The following is a 17,415-nucleotide window of genomic DNA, read 5'->3' as shown; positions in this document are numbered from 1 at the left end:
GCTCTGGATTCCCCTGCAGGCCCGGCGTAGGCTCAGCGCCATGAGCAACGATGCGTCACTTCCCGGGGCAGAACACCTTCAGCCCCATGAATGTTGGGCCGCTCTGCGCGGGGTTTCCTTGGGCCGGCTGGCAGTCTGGGCTGACGATCATCCCGATATTTTTCCGGTCAACTTCACTGTTGACCACGGGACCCTGGTCTTCAGGACCGGACCCGGAACGAAACTGGCGGCGGCCTTGGGCGAGGTGCCTGTCGCCATGGAGGCCGACGGTGTCAACCCCGACACGGGGGTGGCATGGAGCGTGGTGGTCAAAGGCAAGGCAGGCGCCATCGAGCGGATAGAAGACGTCCTGGACACGGTGGCGCTCTTGCTCTTCCCGTGGGAAGCCGGGGAAAAGGACCATTTCATCCGCATCACAGCGGATTCCATCACCGGCCGGCGCTTCACCGTGGCTCCGCCGCGGACTTGGTGGACGCCGCTCGATGACGCTCCCCGTGCCAGCGCGGAATGAACCGGTCCGTGCTGGACCACGCTGGTGACCCGGCCAAACAACCATCCGAAAGCCGGCGCCCATGACCAACATGCTGATACTCGGACCTCCCGGATCAGGCAAGGGAACGCAGGCGGAACAGATCGCCGCGCGGCTCGGAATCCCCGCGATCTCCACGGGGGAAATGTTCCGGGCCCACGTGGACGCCGCAACCCCGCTCGGCCTTGAGGCCCGGAAATACCTGGACGAGGGCAACTTCGTGCCGGACAGCGTGACCAATGCGATGGTGCGCGAACGCCTGCACAACCCCGACGCCGGGGGCGGCTTCCTGCTCGACGGATACCCTCGCAACACCAAGCAGCTTGAGGTCCTGGACGGGATCCTGGCCTCCCTCGGTACGCGCCTGGACCTTGCCCTGCAGCTGACGGCGGAGGACGGGGAACTCGTGGAGCGCATGCTTTCCCGGGCCAGGATCAGCGGCCGGAGCGACGACACCGAAGACGTGATCCGGCACCGCCTGGAGGTCTACTACCGCCAAACGGAGCCGGTGGCGGCCGCCTATGCCGGGCGCGGGATCCTGCTGCAGGTGGACGGCGACGGGGACATCGGCACCGTCACGGAGCGGATCGTGGCCGCAATGCGCGGCACGGGCCTGGAACTGTAGCCGGGACGCACAGCAGCGGCCGGCGGGATCCTCCGCCGGCCGCTGCCGTGTGTTCAGCTATTCAGTTGGGTCGCCCGGTTGGGCTCGCCGGTTCAGATGGCGTTGTTCGGGTTCTCCGCCGGCTCGTCGCCGTGGATCTTGCCCTTGTTCTTCTTGCCCTTCTTCGGGTCTTCCTCGGCGGGAGCCACCACCACTGCTTCGCCGGCCGCCACCACTACGGTGACAAACGTGGGCTCGCTGGCGCCTTCAAAGGTGAGACGGCCGATGTAGGTTCCCGGAGTGAGGTTGCTCCAGTTGAGGTTGATGGTTCCCGACTTGCCGTTGGCGATCGTGATCGGGTTCGGCGTCACCGTGGCGTTGCCCTCGTTGGCGCCGAGGATGGCGGCGTCAACACTGGCCTTGGTGGGCCGGTTGTCCGGGCTGGCGAACAGGTTGGCGAAGACGTAGTAATCGCCGGCCGCCGGGTTCGGAACGGATACCGACTCGCTCGCTGCTCCGGTGGCGGAGACCAGCTGCTGGCCGGCGGGCGTCAGGACCACCATGTCGAAGTCGGCGGCCTCATCGGAGGAAATGACCGAGAACTTCGCCAGGGTTTTGCCCGATCCAACCGTGACCTTCTTGACGAAGTTGGATGCGTTGGTGCTGCCCTCAAACGGGCCCGGGACCAGTTCGATCGCCGAGGAATCCGCCTTGGACAGGCCGTCCACCGTCACTGCCACCGGCGAGCCGGTGCCGGAGACGACGTCGATCGCCGCAGAACCGTTGGGGCCGGTGCCGGTGAAGGAAAGGCTCTTCTCCACGATGACCGATTGGGGCCGCACGGCGATGGGGGAGGTGACGGACTTGCCGGCGCCCTGCCAGGTCAGCGAGCCCGTGGCGAAGGCGCCCAGGGCCGCGCTCTTGTTCTCGAACGTGACCTTGAAGCTCCGCGTCTCTCCGGCCGCGCTGAAGTTCAGCACGGACGGAGTGACCTTCACGTTGACGCCCGGAACATTTGCCGTGGCCCGGTACAGGCCCGGGGCCAGTGCCGTCACGCTGCGCGTGACCTCCACCTTCCCGGCCAGGTTGCCCAGCGCGAAGGAGGGGACGTTCATGTTGCGCGGCAGGGTGCTGCCGAGGCCCGGAATTCCGAGGTCGACCCCCGTGCCCTGGATGAACTCGAGGTAGTCCTCCGTGTCGGCGTCGTACACGAGGCCGGGCGAGAGGACCGCGGCAGGATCAACCTGGCCCGCGCCGGTGGCGAAGACGTCCGTGTTCTTGGCACCGTCGGCGAGCTTTACGTCGCCCGCGGTGGTCATCATGGCGGACTTCACCATGGCCGGGGACCACTGCGGGTTCTTGCCCAGGATCAGCGCCCCGAAGCCTGCCACGTGCGGGGAGGCCATGGAGGTTCCGGACAGGAAGCCGAAGTTGTCGCCGCCCGTGCCGATGGGGGAGACGCCGGCAAGGATGGCCACGCCCGGTGCCGCGACATCGGGCTTGAGCAGGTCCGATCCGGTGGCGAGCAGCGGACCGCGCGAGGAGAATCCGGCGATCTGCGGCTGGGCCTCGGCGGGCAGGCCCGTGGTGTCATGGTTCAGCAGGGAGACGGTGATGGCCGGGTTGGCGGCCACCTTGTCCTTGATGGCCTGGGTGGCTGGCGGGTTCACATGGACCGTGGGGACAGCGTGCTTGTCCGTGTCCAGCGAGGAGCTGCTGAGGTTCACCAGGATCATGCCCACCCCGCCGCCGCGCAGGACTTCGGCGCTCTTGGCGGTGCGGTCAATCACGCCGCGGTTACAGACAACCACCTTGCCGGCAACCTTGGCCGGGTCCAGGGATCCGGGGGCGCAGAGGGCGGCGTTGCCGGTGCCCGAGGCAGCGTTGGTGGACAGCACCACGCCGGCCCCGTTCACCTCCTGGTTCATGATGCTGGCGCCGCGGAACTTGCTGCCGTCGGCGAATTCGATGGTTCCCTGGAGTTCCTGGGAAAACGAGGTGGCGGCAACGGTGGTCATCCACGGCGCGCCGTGGTTGACCGTGCTGGCGGCCGGGCCCGAGTTGCCGGCCGATGCCGCCACGAAGATGCCGGCCGAGGCGGCCGAGAGGAACGCCAGCGAGACCGGGTCCGTGGTGGTGGTTGTGGAACCGGAGATCGAGAAGTTCAGGACGTCGACGCCGTCCAGGATGGCCTGTTCGATCGCGTCGACGGAGGCCGAGCCGTAGCAGCCTCCCGTGCTGGGGTCGTCATCCTCCCAGCAGACCTTGTAGACGGAGAGCTTGGCCGCGGGGGCGATGCCGCTGGTGATGCCAAAGCTGCGGCCGTCCACCGTGGTTTCCACGTTGGCCTTGCCGGCAGCCGTGCTTGCCGTATGCGTGCCGTGGCTGTCCACATCGACGGGCGAGATCAGTTCCTCGGGGGCCCGGTTGGCCTCGGGAACGGTCTCCAGGAAAGCGTCGGCGAAGTAGTGGGCGCTGAGGACCTTGGAGTTGCAGGCGGTGCCGTCGAAGTCCTCGCCGGTCTGGCATTCCCCGACGAACGTTTCGCCGTCGGCCTTCAGCATGGCGATCTTGCCGTCCGCGGTGCGGTACGGCACGCCCACCTGGGGGTCTCCCACGAGGGGCTGCACGGGATCCCCGGCGAAGAACGCGCTCGACGGCGTGTAGCCGGTATCGATCACGCCCACCACGGTGCCCTTGCCGGCATTGTCCTGCCCGCCGTACTGCGTGTTCCACGTGCCGTTGGGCCCGCTGAGCTTCAGGAAGTCCGCGGTGGAATAGTCGGGGGCGAACTGGGTGTCGGGGGCGACCATCAGGACGCGGGGGTCCTTGGCCAGGTTGATGGCCTGGTCGGCGGAGAGGTTCGCGCTGAAGCCGTTGACGGCGGTGGTGAACTCGCGCTTGACCTGCACGCCTTCCTGCGCGGCCACGTCCCGGAGCTTCTGCTTCAGGTGGGCCTGGTACTGCTTGACCTCGCCCTTGCCGGCGTCGAGCTTCTTGCCTTGCTGCGGCTTGGTGGCCGCATAACCCGGCGTGCCGCCGTCGTAGGTTGCCGCGGGCTTCTCGGCCAGGACCACCATGTAACGGCCGTCCTGGTAGGCGCTGGGGTCCAGGTTCTTCGCGGCCACGCCGGCTACGGTCGATTCCGGCGCGGGGGCTGCGTTGGCCGGAGCCACAGCCAGTGAGGAGAGGAGCAACGGAAGTCCCACGGCAATGGCCGCGGTCTTTCGAAGTCCCCCGCTTCGCACGAAGCTCTTTCCTTGTGATTTCACGCTTGATGGCACCTTTCACTAAGGGAAGATCCCGGCATCGTCGCCGGGATCGATCAGCGGCTGTTTGACAGTTCTTGTCGTACAGGCAAAGACCAGCCGGATCACACACTACCGATCAGTAGCGAAATATGACACAAAGCACGCTCCGACTTTTTTGTCTTGTCACATTCGGTGCGGTCCGGCGACAAGAAGGGCGGGCCTGTGGAAGATCCACAGGCCCGCCCACTTGTTCCCCCGCTGCTTGTTCCCCCGCCGCGCGGCAGGGGTCCTGGCCCGGCTAGCCCTTCGGCGTTACCTGAAGTCGATCGAAGGAGACCTGCTTTCCATCCTTGTCCAGCACCACCACGTCGTCGCGGCCGTTCTGCACGTCGGAGGGCAGGATGAACTCAACCGTGTTGTCGGTGGTGGGGAAGATCCAGCCGATCCGGTAGCTGTTCTTGTTGAGGTAGACGTAGTACCACTGGCCGTATTCAAGACCCTTCATGGTCACCTTCTGGCCGTTGCGGTACTTGTCCTGGGTGCCCAGGTCGAACGGAGCCGTCTGCTCCTCGAGGTCCTGGACGTCCAGGACGGGGACCGCCTCCGGCCGTGCCGGCTGGAGAGCGAGCACCAGTGCGCCGCCGCTCACGGTTGCCGTAACGCGCTTGGCACCATTGGAAGCGGTTGCTTCGAACGACACGCCGTCGAGGCGGCCTGCCGCGATGTCGTCTGCCGTCAGGACGTGCTCGCGCGTTGCCGTCGCGGCCCCGCCCACGGCCAGGTTCGGCTCGCCGATCGAGGCGTCCGGTGCGCTCAGACCGATCAACGACACATTGCCGGCGTTGCCCACCGTGTAGGTGTACGTGACGGTCTCGCCCGCGTTGGCGAAACGGTCGCCGTTGGCGTCGTTCCACTCGGCGGCTACGGTGCCTTCAAGCTTGGCGTCGCGGACCTTCAGGTCCACTTCGCCGCCGTCGATGGTGTAGTTCTTGCTGCTCTGGCCCGCGGAGCTGACTTCCCAGGTGGTCTGCGGGACGAAGAAGCCCTGTGCGGCCTCTTCCGCGGTCACGGCATGGCGCGGCGTCGCGCAGGTGTAGCCCTGGCCGGCCGGCAGCACGCTGTAGCGGCAGTTGCCCGGACCTTCAGGGACGAACGGGCTGAAGTTGCCGGCGGTGGGGACCACCTTTTCCACGAGCGGGCTCGTGTTGCTCACGCTGAAGGTGTACGGGAAGGCGTCGCCGGCGGCGTAGGGGTGGGTGGCGAGATCGCGCCCGGCGTCGCCGCGGGCGCCCGTGATCGTGGCGGAGACAAGTCCGTCACGCAGTGCCACGGCGGCACCGGTGAACGGAACCGTCTTGCTGAGCGACGGCGTGGAGCTGGCCGTGACGGTGAAGCTCGCCTCGGGGACGAAATAGCCGCGGGCAATGTCCTCGGCCGTCAGCGTGTGCTTGGCCATGGTGCAGTTGTAGTTTGCGCCGGCGGCCAGACTGTTGAACCGGCAGTTGGGGACGCTGGGTGCGCCTGGGGCCGGCGGCAGGAAGCCGGTCTCAAAGTTGCCCGAGACGGGCACTGAATTCGCAGTGACGTTGGCGGTGCTCTTGACGTTGAACGTGTAGCTCAGGACGTCGCCCGCCTGGTACGGGCTGGCGACGACGTCGCGGGCCGGGGCAGTTCCGGTGATGGTGAGGCCCACCTGCGGGGCGGCAGGGACTGTGGCCGTGAAGGTGAACTGGGAAACCCGGCCATCCGCCGTCGTGAACGCGGCGTTGAGGTTCTGCGGGCCGCTGGCGTTCGCCGGTGCGGTCAGGTCCACGTTGACGGTCACCGAGGCGCCGGGTGCGACGTCGGGGACGGGAACCGTGGTAGCGGTCCAGCCGGTGGGCGTGTAGACCGTGGCGTTGGCGCCGGAAAGGATGGTGGCTTCCTGGTTGGCGACCGTGACGGCTGCCTGCTTGGTGGCGCCGGGCGCGGTGGTGAGGGCCGGCACGGACAGCGGGGCGCAGGCGTAGTTCAGCCACGCGTCGTCGAACTTCGCGAACTGGATGTTGTCCGTGTAGTTGCCCTCGTACAGCACGCCGAACGTGCCGTCTTCCAGCCGGGTCACGGTGGAGTAGGCGGAGAAGCCGGAACGGATGGTGCGGACGCCGGGCCAGGTGGCGCCGTCGTCGCAGGAGACGCGGGCGGAGACGTTTTCACGGCCGGTCTTGGAGTTGGAGTTGGTGAAGATGAGCTTCTTGGCATCGGCCGAACCCGGTTCCGCAGCCGGGAACATGCGGGCGATGGCACCGTTGTTCGCCGGGTCCGGCAGTTCGGTGTCCTGCGTGACCGGGCCGTACGTGGCCCCGCCGTCGGTGGAGACGGCCACCTTGCGGTAGCCCTGGTTGGCATTGTCGCGCGAGTTCAGCAGCACGCGGCCGTCGGAGAGCTCCACGGTCTTGTTCTCGTCCATGCGGTCGCCCACGTTGGCGCCCTTGTGCCAGGTGGCGCCGTGATCGTCCGAGTAGACGCTGTAGGCCTGGATCTTGTTGGTGCCATCGGCCTGGCGGACGTCGCCGGCGTACTGCTGGACCAGGCGGCCCTTGTACTGGCCGTATTTGAGCTGGATGCCTTCGCCGGAGGAGGCGAAGTTGGAGCGGACGTCACCGGCCACCGGGCTGGTCTTGCTGGCGCCCGGCTTGGTGACGCTGGTGATGAGGCGCGGCTGGCTCCAGGTGACGCCGCCGTCGGAGGATTCGATCACGGCGGAGGAGATCACGTTGCGGTCGGCGTCGTCGTTGCCGAACTGGCTGCCGAAGAAGCCCTGGTCCTTGGAGTACACGAACAACGCGAAGACCTTGCCGGCCTCCGCGTCGTGGATGTAGGACGGGTCGCTGTAGCCGTACTTCGCTCCGGTGGCGTCGCCCACGTGGCCTGCGGCGATGACCTGCACGGGACCCCAGGTCTGGCCGCCGTCGGTGCTGCGTCGCTGCACGATCGAGTTGGCGTTCGGCGCATCGGCTGCGCTGCCAGGACGGCCGTCCCAGGAGGCGAGCACCACGTCGTTGCCCAGGTACGCCAGGGCCGGAATCCGGTAGAAGAAATTGCCAGCCGTGCGGTCGGCACCGATGTTGGTCTCGGTGAAGACGCCGGGCGCCGCGGCCGGGTTGTTCGGCGGGATCGGGGCGGCGGTGGCCGGCAGACCAAGCCCGGCCAGAAGACCGAGGCTCAGGGCACCGGCGGCCGCAGTGCGGCAGGCGGTGGCAAGCCCGGAGTGCGTGCGTTTGGATTTCAAGATCCAGCGTCCTTTCGTAGTACCGCGCTGGGCGGCCTTGCGGGGATCGAACGAGTGGCTCGGAGCCTTGCGGCGATATTGTGTTACGTGCCACATCGAACGTCCTACAACCATAGGGCGCCGACGATCACATTTCCAGAGCAACATGCAACAAAGTGATTTCTTGGCGCAGACTGCACCCACGAGGCGTCAGATGTGCGCGGGGTGCCTCGGGCACGCAAAAGCGGGCACGCCCTCGTCGGGAGGAAGCGTGCCCGCTATTGCGGATCGTGTTCTGGTTTGTTGTTCTGGCTCGTGTCAGGCGTGCTCGTACGTCAGGCAGTCGGCCGCCTCGGCACCGGGGCCGATCTTGACGTCGTGGGCCTCGCACATGAGGTGCTCGTTGTGGATGCACTCCGCACGCTGGCAGGCGCCAACATGGGCCAGGACCTTGGGAAGCCCGCCCATGGCAGTGGTGTCAATGAAGGTGGCGCAGGAAGCGTGGTCCGTTGTTCCGCCGATGGTGATGCCAAATGCGGTACATCCGTGGTGGTTGAACCCGCAGCTGCCAACACTGCAGGCGGAAACTTCGGCAACATGTTCGGTCATGGTTCCTCCTGGTCGTACTGAACGCTCAATCGAGGGACGGGCCCCTGCGTATGTCCAAAGTACGCCGGATTGGGCGGGTTTGACCGTCGCAAATAGCGCATTTGTACGTGCGCTATTCAGGGCTATCTGGGAGTGCGCAGGGCGTCGCTGATCCTGGCCCGCGTGGCAGCGTCCAACGGCGGCGTCACGTGCTGCTCCCTGGCCGCCCTGTCCGCTCTGACCTTCTGGAAGACCATGCCGCCAAGGCCCGCAAAGACTGCCGCGACCACAACACCCAGCACCACCGACTTCGGTTTCTCCGCCATGCCGCCATCCTAGTGACGCAGCCCACGGCAGGCCAGAGCCGCCGTCGGGCGCTTCCAAAACGCCCGAAAACCGCGGCAGGACTCCTTTTTGCGTCATTTCGGCGGCGCCTCTTCACGGATCTTCGGTGAATAGGGTATGGGCGGATCGCCCGGTAGAATGGGCATGCAAGCTCGCGGAGCGCCCCCCTCATGCTGTTTTTCAAGAACACTGTTGCTGAACACTGTTTGGATTCAGCTGAACGGCGTGAGACGGCATTTCTCCGCGACACCCTTATTTAAGGTTCACCCAACTCACGCACAGGAGTTACCGGATGCCCCGGATCGTCGTCGACGTCATGCTTAAGCCCGAGATTCTGGACCCTCAGGGGAAGGCCATCGTGGGTGCACTGCCCCGCCTCGGCTTCACCAGCTTCAGCGCTGTCCGCCAGGGCAAGCGATTCGAACTGACCGTCGATGGCGAGGTGACCGACGCCATCCTCGCCCAGGCCCGCGAAGCCGCCGAGACCCTGCTGTCCAACCCGGTTATCGAAGACGTCGTCAACGTCGAGGTCGTCGAGGCCTGACATGACTGAACTTCCCTTGATCGGCGAGGCTGCGGCCGGCGCCGACTCCCGGCTCGCCGGCGCCCTGATCGGCGTCGTAACGTTCCCCGGCACCCTTGACGACCGCGACGCCGCACGTGCAGTCCGCCTGGCAGGCGGCACCGCCGTTTCGCTGTGGCACGCCGACACCGTGCTGGCCGACGTGGACGCCGTGGTCATCCCCGGCGGATTCTCCTACGGTGACTACCTGCGCGCCGGCGCCATTTCGCGCTTCGCCCCGCTCATGTCCAAGATCGTGGACGCCGCCAACTCCGATGCCAAGCTTCCTGTGCTGGGCATCTGCAACGGCTTCCAGATCCTGACCGAGTCGCACCTGCTGCCCGGTTCCATGATCAAGAACGACCACCTGAAGTTCATGTGCCGCGAGCAGGTCCTGCGGGTGGAGAACAACTCCACCATGTGGACCTCCGACTACGCCGCCGGCCAGGAAATCACGGTTCCCCTGAAGAACCAGGACGGCCAGTACATCGCCGACGAGAAGACCCTGGACGCCCTCGAGGCCGAAGGCCGCGTCGCGTTCCGCTACGTGGGCTTCAACCCGAACGGCTCGCGCCGCGACATCGCCGGCATCTCCAACGCCGCCGGCAACGTAGTGGGCCTCATGCCGCACCCGGAGCACGCAGTGGAAACCGGCTACGGCCCCGAATCCAACGCCGGCACCGACGGCCTGGGCTTCTTCACCTCTGTCCTCAACAAGCTCGTGGGAGGCGCCAAGTGAGCACCGAAACCACCAAGAAGTTCAACATCGACACGGTCGAGAACGCTGCCAAGACGCCGGACACCGAGCTGCCCTGGGCCGAGCTCGGCCTGAAGCAGAACGAGTTCGACGAGGTCGTCAAGGTGCTGGGCCGCCGCCCCACCGGCGCCGAGCTGGCCATGTACTCCGTGATGTGGAGCGAGCACTGCTCCTACAAGTCCTCGAAGAACCACCTGCGCCAGTTCGGCGAAAAGGTGACCGACGAGATGAAGAAGGACATGCTGGTGGGCATCGGCGAGAACGCCGGCGTCACCAACCTGGGCGACGGCTGGGCCGTGACGTTCAAGATCGAGTCCCACAACTCGCCGTCGTTCGTGGAGCCCTACCAGGGTGCCGCAACCGGCATCGGCGGCATCGTCCGCGACATCATCTCCATGGGCGCCCGCCCGGTTGCCGTGATGGACCCGCTGCGTTTCGGTGCCATTGACCACCCGGACACCGCCCGCGTCATGCACGGTGCCGTTGCCGGCATCGGCGGCTACGGCAACTCCCTCGGCCTGCCCAACATCGGCGGCGAAATGGTCTTCGACGCCGTGTACCAGGGCAACCCGCTGGTCAACGCGCTGGCCGTTGGCGTCATGCGCCACGAGGACATCCGCCTCGCCAACGCCTCCGGCAAGGGCAACAAGGTTGTCCTGTTCGGTGCACGCACCGGCGGCGACGGCATCGGCGGCGCCTCGGTGCTGGCCTCCGAGTCCTTCGACGACACCAAGCCGTCCAAGCGCCCCGCCGTGCAGGTGGGTGACCCCTTCGCAGAAAAGGTGCTCATCGAGTGCTGCCTCGAGCTGTTCAAGGGCTCCCTCGTTGAAGGCATCCAGGACCTCGGCGCCGCAGGCATCTCCTGCGCCACCTCGGAACTGGCCTCCAACGGCGACGGCGGCATGGAAGTCGAGCTGACCTCCGTACTGCTGCGCGACCCCACTCTGACCCCGGGCGAAATCCTGATGTCCGAGTCGCAGGAACGCATGATGGCCGTGGTCACGCCCGGGAACATCGCCGCTTTCGAAGCGGTCATGGACAAGTGGGCCGTGGAGTACTCCTGGCTGGGCGAGGTCACCGACACCGGCCGCCTCATCATCACCTGGGACGGCGAAGTCATCGTCGACGTCGACCCGCGCACCGTCGCCCACGACGGCCCGGTCTACGACCGCCCGTACGCCCGCCCCTCGTGGCAGGACTCCGTGCAGGCCGACTCGTTCACCGGCTCCGTGCAGGATGCCGGCCGCCCCTCCGCCCCTGCGGAACTGGCTGCCGCCGTCACCGAACTGGTCGCCTCGCCGAACATGTGCGACAAGTCCTGGATCACCAAGCAGTACGACCGCTACGTCGGCGGCAACACCGCCATGGCGTTCCCGGACGACGCCGGCGTGGTCCGCGTGGACGAGGAAACCGGCCTGGGCGTTGCCCTGGCCACCGACGCCAACGGCCGCTACACCTACCTCGACCCGTACCACGGTGCACAGCTCGCGCTGGCCGAGGCCTACCGCAACGTGGCCACCTCCGGCGCCGTTCCGATGGCCGTCAGCGACTGCCTGAACTTCGGTTCCCCCGAGGACCCGGATGTCATGTGGCAGCTCGCCGAGGCCATCCGCGGCCTGTCCGATGCCTGCATGGTGCTCGGCATCCCGGTCACCGGCGGCAACGTCTCCCTGTACAACCAGACCGGCACCACGCCGATCCACCCCTCCCCCGTGGTGGCAGTGCTCGGCAAGCTCGACGACGTCGCCCGCCGCACGCCGTCGGGCTGGAAGGAAGACGGCCAGGCCATCTACCTGCTGGGCACCACGGCTGCTGAGCTGGACGGTTCGGAATGGTCCAACCTGCGCGGACACCTCGGCGGCCTGCCGCCGAAGGTTGACCTCGCCGCCGAGCGCGAGCTGGGCGAGATCCTGATCAACGCTTCCCGCGACGGCATGATCGACTCCGCGCACGACCTCTCCGAAGGCGGCCTCGCGGCGGCCCTCGTCGAGTCCTCGCTGCGCTACGGCGTCGGTGCCCGCATTGCGCTTGAGGAACTGCTGGAGCGCGACGGCGTGGACCTGTTCACCGCCCTGTTCTCCGAGTCCCAGGCACGTGCCATCGTGGCGGTTCCCCGCTCCGAGGAAGTCCGCTTCAAGGACATGTGCACCGCCCGCGGCTTCGCCCACCTCCGGGTCGGCGTGGTTGACGCTGCCGGCGGCCAGTTGGAGATCAACGGCGTGGAGACGCTTTCGCTCGACGCCCTCCGCGAAGCCCACGAGGCCACCCTGCCGAAGTACTTCGGCTAAGGCCGGAACTTTAGAAACCGCACCCGTTGCGGACCAACGCATCCATTCAAAATGGGTGCCGCGGTCCGCAGCGGGTGCGGTTTTTGCGTTGGTGCTCAGTCTTCGCTGTGGAGATCCCGCTGCCGGGCGCTGAGCAGCTCAAGCTCGGGACGGGCCGCCACAAAGCGCTCGACGGCGTCGAGCACCTCCACGAGGTGCGCCCGGTCCGCCGCGACAAGGCCGGCACCCACCAAGGCCCGCCGGTGCTGCTCCAGGTGGCCCGTCTCAGCCGCCGTGACCTCGAAGCGCCTCTTGAGCTCCGCGATCAACGGGCGCACCAGCGAGCGTTTCTCCTTCAGGCTCTGGACGTCTCCCAGGAGGATGTCGAACTCGATCCAGCCAATCCACATGCGCCCATTATGGCGGTTGGCAGCGGAAACGCCCGACGGCGGCCCCCACCCTGAGGTGGGGGCCGCCGTCGGGCGTGGCTCGGGAGAGCCGTACTACTTGGAGGTGCCCTGCGACACCGAACCCTGCAGCTGGCGCTGGAAGATGATGTACACGATCAGCACCGGGACCACCGTGACGGTGACGGCGGCGAACAGCGCGCCGAAGTCCACCGCGTAGCCCATCTGGCCGGCGAAGGCCGCCAGGCCCTGGGAGAGCACCCGTGGTCCGGCTGCGTTGATCGACACGGGGATGAGGAACTGGTTCCACAGGCCCAGGAAGTTGAAGATGGCCACGGACGCGAGCCCGGGCTTGGCCATCGGCAGCATGACCTGGAAGAAGGTCCGCCACTCCCCTGCCCCATCCAGGGAGGCCGCCTCGGTGATTTCGTGCGGCAGCGACTTGAAGAAGGAGAACAGGAAGAACACGGTGAACGGCAGGGCGAAGCCCACGTATACGATGATGAGCCCCGGCAGGGTGTTCAGCAGGCCCATGTTCTTCAGGACAAAGAACAACGGGACCATGGCGAGGAAGATCGGGAAGGTCAGGCCGGCCAGCATCAGGTAGTAGATCGCCCTGCTGCCGGGGAAGGTGTAGCGCGCCAGCACATAGGCGCACATGGCGCCCAGCACCATGACGATCACCAGTGCCGAACCCACCACGATGACGGAGTTCAGGAAGTAGCTGCCGATGCCGGCCTCGGTCCAGGCCCGGACGTAGTTGTCGAAGCGCCACTGCGAGGGCAGGGCGAACGGCGAGGCGAAGATCTCGCTGGACGTCTTGAAGGAGGACATGAAGGTCCACAGCAGCGGCAGGATCACGATCAGCGACCAGATGGTCAGGGCCGTGTGCGAGACGGCTCCCACCACCTTGTCCACAGGTGCGGAGGCCGGCTTGCGCGGGTTGAAGTGCAGCGACTTCATTTCCTGGTTGACGAACTTTGTACTCATCAGATGGACACATCCTTGTCTCCGCCGGTGAGCCTGTTAACCAGGAACACGAGGCCGGAGAAGATCAGGGTGGTAATGGCCAGCACGACGCCCATGGCGCTGGCCAGGCCGAACTGGCCCTTGCTGAAGGCGGTGAAGAACAGCTGCTGTGCCATCACCAGGGTGGAGTTGTCCGGGCCGCCGCCGGAGTTCAGGGCGGCCATGTAGACAAACGCGTCCAGCGCCAGGATGCCCATGTAGATGTAGGCGGTCTGGATGTTGTCCCGGATCAGCGGGATGGTGATGGACACGGCGGTGCGGAAGCGGCCAGCGCCGTCGATCCTTGCAGCCTCGAACAGCTCGGCCGGGATGCCCTTGATGCCGGCCACGAACAGGACCATGTAGAAGCCCACAAAGCCCCACACGATCACGAACATGGTGGCGATCATGGCGGTGTTCTTGTCGCCCAGCCAGGCGAAGTCCTTGAACTGGTCAAGGCCCAGCCCGGTGAGGATACCGTTCAGCAGGCCGCCGGAGGGATCGTAGATCTGGCCCCACATGATGCCGATGGCGATGGCGGGGATGGTGTACGGGAAGAAGGACACCACGCGGTAGAAGCTGGAGTTGCGCAGGCCCTTGATCTGGCCCTTGCTGCTTCCGCCCACGGTCACCAAGGTCGCCAGCACCAGGCTGAGGATGATGGTGACGATCGGCAGGAAGATGACCAGCAGGATGTTGTTCCCCATGGCCTTCATGAAGATGTCGTCCGTGAAGATCTTCACGTAGTTCTCAAGGCCAATGAAGTTCTGGGTGGGCGAGAACCCTGTCCAGTCGGTCATGGAGTACCCGAAGGCCTGCACGAACGGCCAGATCACGAACAGGAGGTAGATGGCCAGCGGCAGCCCGAGGAACACCGCGAAGAAGCTGATCTTGTCCCACGTCAGTGGCTTGCGCCGCCGCCTGACGGCGGGTGGAGCGGTGGCCGGAACGACGGCGGCCAGGGCCTCGTCGTTCCGGCGCTGCTTTGTCTTCACTACGGTCACTTCACTTCAATCTTCTTGACCGAGCTGTCGTTGCGGACCTTGTCGGTGATCTTCTGCAGTTCCGACGTCAGGGTTGCCACGTCCGATTTGCCGTCGAGGAAGGTGTTCCAGACGACCAGCTGGTCCTTGTTGGTGCCGTACAGGTCAATGAAGTTCCAGGTGTAGATGTTCTCGCCGGCAGCCTCGAGCAGCTTGGTCTGCGAGACCAGGGCGGTGGAGCCGAAGCCATCGGCCGGGACGGTGTCCTTGACGATGGTGGGGGCCAGCTTGGTCTTGGCGAAGTTGGTGGCCGCTTCCTTGGACAGCATGACGCGGAGCAGTTCCTTGCCGCCGGCCACGTTCTTGCCCTGGGACGGGACAATGAACGGTTCGCCTGCGGCGCTGTGCAGCGAGGCGTAAGGCAGCTTGGAGCCGGTGGTGACCGAAGGGACCGGAGCGCCGGTCATGTTGAATCCGGCCTTGGTCTGGTCCTTCATCTCGTTTTCAATCCACGAGCCGGACGGGTAGAACACGGCCTCCTGGGCGTTGCTCCACTGCGCCTGGGCAGCGGTGAACTGGGTGCCCGAGCCGCCGGGCTTGAAGAAGCCTGCCTTGATGATCTTGTCCATGGCGGTGAAGACGCTCTGCAGGGCCGGGTGGGACCAGCAGTCGGCCTTCAGGTTTTCCAGGCCCAGGCGGACATCGTGGCCGCCTTCCTTGACGGCGGAGGAGATCGCCATTTCCTGGTAGTACGTGGCCGCTTCCTTTCCCCAGAGGAACAGGTACTTGCCTTTGGCCTTGGCCTTTTCGCCGAGCGCATACATCTCGTCCCAGGTCTTGGGGACCGACCAGCCGTTTTCCTTGAGCAGGGAGTCGGAGTACCACATGGCGAAAACGGTCAGCACGTAGTTCAGTGCGGCCAGCTTGCCTTCGAAGGTGCCCGGGGCCAGGACGCCGCCGTAGAGGGTGTCCTTGATGACCTTGCCCTCGAGGTTCTTGGCGTTGACCACGCTGTTCAGGTCCTCCAGCTGCGCCAGGATGGTGCTGAAGCCGATGGACTTGGCGCCGGAGTTGTCAATGAGGTCCGGCGGGTTGCCGCCGACGAAGCGCGGCTGCAGTTCCTGGGCGATGTCCGTGGACGGAGCGATCTTGGCGGTGGAACCGGAGTGCGCCTTCTCGAAGGACTTGCCGGCGAAGTCGACGTAGTCGATGCCGTAGCCGCCCTTGAAGATCACGGCGTCAACGGTGGACTTGTCAGCCATGCCGAACGGGTTGGCGTCCGAGATGGTTCCCGTGGGGCCGGTGGTGGTTCCGCCGCCGCCTGCCGCGCAGGAAGCCAGTGCGCCACCCATGGGCACGAGCACGGCTGCTGCGAGCGCCCCGCGCAGGAATCCGCGGCGGCCAAGGGACTGGTGCTGAACGTTCATTTCTAAACCCTCCAGTGACTCGTTGTGCCGACTGCTGCGGCACGGAGGCCGGTAGTCGGGCAGTGGGGACGGTCACAAACGGCGCCGTCCTTCGTGTGACATACTTCACCACGGATGATCGAAAATCAATATTTGGCGCTAGTTTCGATCAACATTTGTCAAAGTGTGATCTTTTTGTGATCCCTCGCAATCACCTCTTTTGCGGCTTCGGAGTCCCTCTCAGTGTCCTCTCGCGAGCGACTTTCCGCACTCATTTATGGCTTCCCGGGCCCGTAATTGCTGGTTTTCCGTGCCCACGCGCTCTGCCCACTGCTCGGCCAGCTGGAACTCCACCATGGCCTCGGGGAAACGCGCAGCCGCGTGCAGGATCCAACCAAGGCTGCTGTGCAGGGAGACCATCCATCGGCGCGTGCGGTCATCGTGCACGGTGGAGGCGTATTCAAGCGCGCTGCGCGTCCAGGATTCGGCGTGGGCCGCGTCTGCGATCGCCAGCATGTGGAGGGAGTCGACGGCGAGGAATTCCTCGCTCAGATGGTCGGCAAGTTCGGCGGCCTGCTCAAAAAGGGGCACGGCCATGGCCGCGTGCCCGCTTGAGTTCAGGATCCGGCCCCGCTCCAGCAGGATCCGCACGCCCACGGTGGGATCCTGCCCGCCGTCGATCGCGTCCAGCAGGGCATCCGCTTCCTCAAAGCGGTCCTGCAGTCCGATGGCCCGGCCAAGTTGCGTTGCCAGCTCGGCCCGCTCGTCGTCGTCGTACTTTCCGTCCGCCATCGCGGCCCGGAATCTCGTCTCGGACGCCGCCGGATCGGCGAAGTCCCATAGTTCGTCAAGGGTGCGTTGTTCCAGCATCTGCCTGCTCCTGATCAGCTCTCGGCTGCGGGGTTGGATGTGCACTCCCAAGCTAGCCGGAAAGCCGCACCGTGTGCAGGTCCTGGAGCGTGGCGTCAGGTACTGCGCCCCTGGGCGAGCCGGGCCCAGCCGAGCTGTTCCTGCTGCTTGCGGCTCAGCGTGGCCACCACCAGGTCGTAGGAGTCCTCCACCATGTCCCGGACCATGTCGTCCGGCAGGGCTCCGTCCAGGCGGACGCCGTTCCAGTGGGTTTTGTTCATGTGCCAGGCGCCGGTGATTTCGGGGTGGGCGGCCCGCAGTTGCTCGGCCAGGGCCGGTTCGCATTTGAGGCTGACGGACCAGTTGTCCGGGTCCATGGCCGAGAGGGCGAACATCTTGGCCTCATGCCGGGCCCCGCCGGCCACCGCGGCCCGCACCTTGAACACGGAGGTCTCGGGGCCGAAGGGGAAGTCCTCAAAGGTACCGGGGAACCCCAGGCAGATCTCACGGAGATGGGAAACGTCCATGGGGCGAGCCTACCGGGCGCACGCCCGGCAACCGGCGCACGCCCGGCAACCGGCGCACGCCCGACGGCGGGCGTGGCCGGCC

At 66.1% G+C, this 17,415-nt stretch carries 15 protein-coding genes; 5 read left to right on the top strand and 10 right to left on the bottom strand.

Annotation, left to right across the window (positions count from 1 at the left end; all coding sequences use genetic code 11):
* Positions 1-40 precede the first annotated feature (40 nt).
* Both NVV90_RS02530 and NVV90_RS02525 read left to right on the top strand, forming a co-directional pair.
* Complete coding sequence (locus NVV90_RS02530; protein ID WP_258439628.1) at positions 41-511, top strand: pyridoxamine 5'-phosphate oxidase family protein; 471 nt, start codon at positions 41-43, stop codon at positions 509-511.
* A 61-nt stretch (positions 512-572) separates the two neighbouring features.
* Positions 573-1,154: an adenylate kinase gene (locus NVV90_RS02525; protein WP_258439626.1), complete on the top strand. Its 582-nt coding sequence runs from the start codon at positions 573-575 to the stop codon at positions 1,152-1,154.
* Positions 1,155-1,246: 92 nt separating this feature from the next.
* Here the strand turns inward: NVV90_RS02525 and NVV90_RS20950 are convergent, their stop codons facing one another.
* The 4 genes from NVV90_RS20950 to NVV90_RS02495 all read right to left on the bottom strand — a co-directional run bounded on the left by NVV90_RS20950 (position 1,247) and on the right by NVV90_RS02495 (position 8,548).
* Positions 1,247-4,348 carry a S8 family serine peptidase gene (locus NVV90_RS20950; protein ID WP_309304112.1) on the bottom strand — a complete coding sequence of 1,034 codons (3,102 nt, stop codon included), beginning with the start codon at positions 4,346-4,348 and terminating at the stop codon, positions 1,247-1,249.
* 334 nt (positions 4,349-4,682) lie between these two features.
* The gene (locus tag NVV90_RS02505; protein ID WP_258439625.1) at positions 4,683-7,655 is read right to left on the bottom strand and encodes an exo-alpha-sialidase; all 2,973 of its coding nucleotides are present in this window, start codon (positions 7,653-7,655) and stop codon (positions 4,683-4,685) included.
* A 297-nt stretch (positions 7,656-7,952) separates the two neighbouring features.
* Positions 7,953-8,243 carry a DUF1540 domain-containing protein gene (locus tag NVV90_RS02500; protein WP_258439624.1) on the bottom strand — a complete coding sequence of 97 codons (291 nt, stop codon included), beginning with the start codon at positions 8,241-8,243 and terminating at the stop codon, positions 7,953-7,955.
* A gap of 122 nt (positions 8,244-8,365) precedes the next feature.
* A complete protein-coding gene (locus tag NVV90_RS02495) occupies positions 8,366-8,548 on the bottom strand; it encodes a hypothetical protein (RefSeq protein ID WP_258439623.1) in 183 nt (60 codons plus the stop codon).
* 311 nt (positions 8,549-8,859) lie between these two features.
* On the opposite strand from NVV90_RS02495, the gene purS reads away from it, so the two are divergent.
* From purS to purL, 3 genes are read left to right on the top strand one after another with little or no spacing between them, the layout of a single operon-like run.
* Positions 8,860-9,111, top strand: coding sequence for a phosphoribosylformylglycinamidine synthase subunit PurS (purS, locus tag NVV90_RS02490; RefSeq protein ID WP_207615945.1), 252 nt, complete (start codon positions 8,860-8,862; stop codon positions 9,109-9,111).
* 1 nt (position 9,112) lies between these two features.
* Entirely contained in the window at positions 9,113-9,868 is a 756-nt protein-coding gene (purQ, locus tag NVV90_RS02485) for a phosphoribosylformylglycinamidine synthase subunit PurQ (protein ID WP_258439622.1), read from the top strand.
* Positions 9,865-12,174, top strand: a complete 2,310-nt coding sequence (gene purL / locus NVV90_RS02480; protein WP_258439621.1) for a phosphoribosylformylglycinamidine synthase subunit PurL — start codon at positions 9,865-9,867, stop codon at positions 12,172-12,174. The genes purQ and purL overlap by 4 nt, the downstream gene beginning before the upstream one ends.
* A 95-nt stretch (positions 12,175-12,269) precedes the next feature.
* On the opposite strand, the gene NVV90_RS02475 is transcribed toward purL, so the two are convergent.
* The 6 genes from NVV90_RS02475 to NVV90_RS02450 form a co-directional block, all read right to left on the bottom strand.
* Positions 12,270-12,563, bottom strand: coding sequence for a DUF503 domain-containing protein (locus NVV90_RS02475; protein ID WP_258439620.1), 294 nt, complete (start codon positions 12,561-12,563; stop codon positions 12,270-12,272).
* Between the two features lie 93 nt (positions 12,564-12,656).
* Positions 12,657-13,550 (bottom strand): carbohydrate ABC transporter permease, encoded by an 894-nt coding sequence (locus NVV90_RS02470; protein ID WP_258439619.1) that lies wholly within the window; start codon positions 13,548-13,550, stop codon positions 12,657-12,659.
* Positions 13,550-14,563: a carbohydrate ABC transporter permease gene (locus NVV90_RS02465; RefSeq protein ID WP_258439618.1), complete on the bottom strand. Its 1,014-nt coding sequence runs from the start codon at positions 14,561-14,563 to the stop codon at positions 13,550-13,552. The genes NVV90_RS02470 and NVV90_RS02465 overlap by 1 nt, the downstream gene beginning before the upstream one ends.
* A gap of 5 nt (positions 14,564-14,568) precedes the next feature.
* Complete coding sequence (gene ngcE / locus NVV90_RS02460) at positions 14,569-15,978, bottom strand: N-acetylglucosamine/diacetylchitobiose ABC transporter substrate-binding protein (protein WP_258439617.1); 1,410 nt, start codon at positions 15,976-15,978, stop codon at positions 14,569-14,571.
* Positions 15,979-16,197: 219 nt separating this feature from the next.
* Positions 16,198-16,827, bottom strand: a complete 630-nt coding sequence (locus tag NVV90_RS02455) for a hypothetical protein (protein WP_258439616.1) — start codon at positions 16,825-16,827, stop codon at positions 16,198-16,200.
* A gap of 95 nt (positions 16,828-16,922) precedes the next feature.
* Positions 16,923-17,333: an MmcQ/YjbR family DNA-binding protein gene (locus tag NVV90_RS02450; RefSeq protein WP_258439615.1), complete on the bottom strand. Its 411-nt coding sequence runs from the start codon at positions 17,331-17,333 to the stop codon at positions 16,923-16,925.
* Positions 17,334-17,415: the final 82 nt, after the last annotated feature.

This window comes from Arthrobacter sp. CJ23 (assembly GCF_024741795.1).
Lineage (GTDB): Bacteria > Actinomycetota > Actinomycetes > Actinomycetales > Micrococcaceae > Arthrobacter.
The sequence above is the reverse complement of the archived record's forward strand: the minus strand, read 5'-3'. Positions and strand labels throughout refer to the sequence as shown.

What these genes read in the sequence shown, in the direction of transcription:
- NVV90_RS02530 (WP_258439628.1), top strand. Translation starts at nt 41, where the DNA reads ATGAGCAACGATGCGTCACTTCCCGGGGCAGAACACCTTCAGCCCCAT.
- NVV90_RS02525 (WP_258439626.1), top strand. Translation starts at nt 573, where the DNA reads ATGACCAACATGCTGATACTCGGACCTCCCGGATCAGGCAAGGGAACG.
- NVV90_RS02500 (WP_258439624.1), bottom strand. Translation starts at nt 8,243, where the DNA reads ATGACCGAACATGTTGCCGAAGTTTCCGCCTGCAGTGTTGGCAGCTGC.
- NVV90_RS02495 (WP_258439623.1), bottom strand. Translation starts at nt 8,548, where the DNA reads ATGGCGGAGAAACCGAAGTCGGTGGTGCTGGGTGTTGTGGTCGCGGCA.
- purS (WP_207615945.1), top strand. Translation starts at nt 8,860, where the DNA reads ATGCCCCGGATCGTCGTCGACGTCATGCTTAAGCCCGAGATTCTGGAC.
- purQ (WP_258439622.1), top strand. Translation starts at nt 9,113, where the DNA reads ATGACTGAACTTCCCTTGATCGGCGAGGCTGCGGCCGGCGCCGACTCC.
- NVV90_RS02475 (WP_258439620.1), bottom strand. Translation starts at nt 12,563, where the DNA reads ATGTGGATTGGCTGGATCGAGTTCGACATCCTCCTGGGAGACGTCCAG.
- NVV90_RS02470 (WP_258439619.1), bottom strand. Translation starts at nt 13,550, where the DNA reads ATGAGTACAAAGTTCGTCAACCAGGAAATGAAGTCGCTGCACTTCAAC.
- ngcE (WP_258439617.1), bottom strand. Translation starts at nt 15,978, where the DNA reads ATGAACGTTCAGCACCAGTCCCTTGGCCGCCGCGGATTCCTGCGCGGG.
- NVV90_RS02455 (WP_258439616.1), bottom strand. Translation starts at nt 16,827, where the DNA reads ATGCTGGAACAACGCACCCTTGACGAACTATGGGACTTCGCCGATCCG.
- NVV90_RS02450 (WP_258439615.1), bottom strand. Translation starts at nt 17,333, where the DNA reads ATGGACGTTTCCCATCTCCGTGAGATCTGCCTGGGGTTCCCCGGTACC.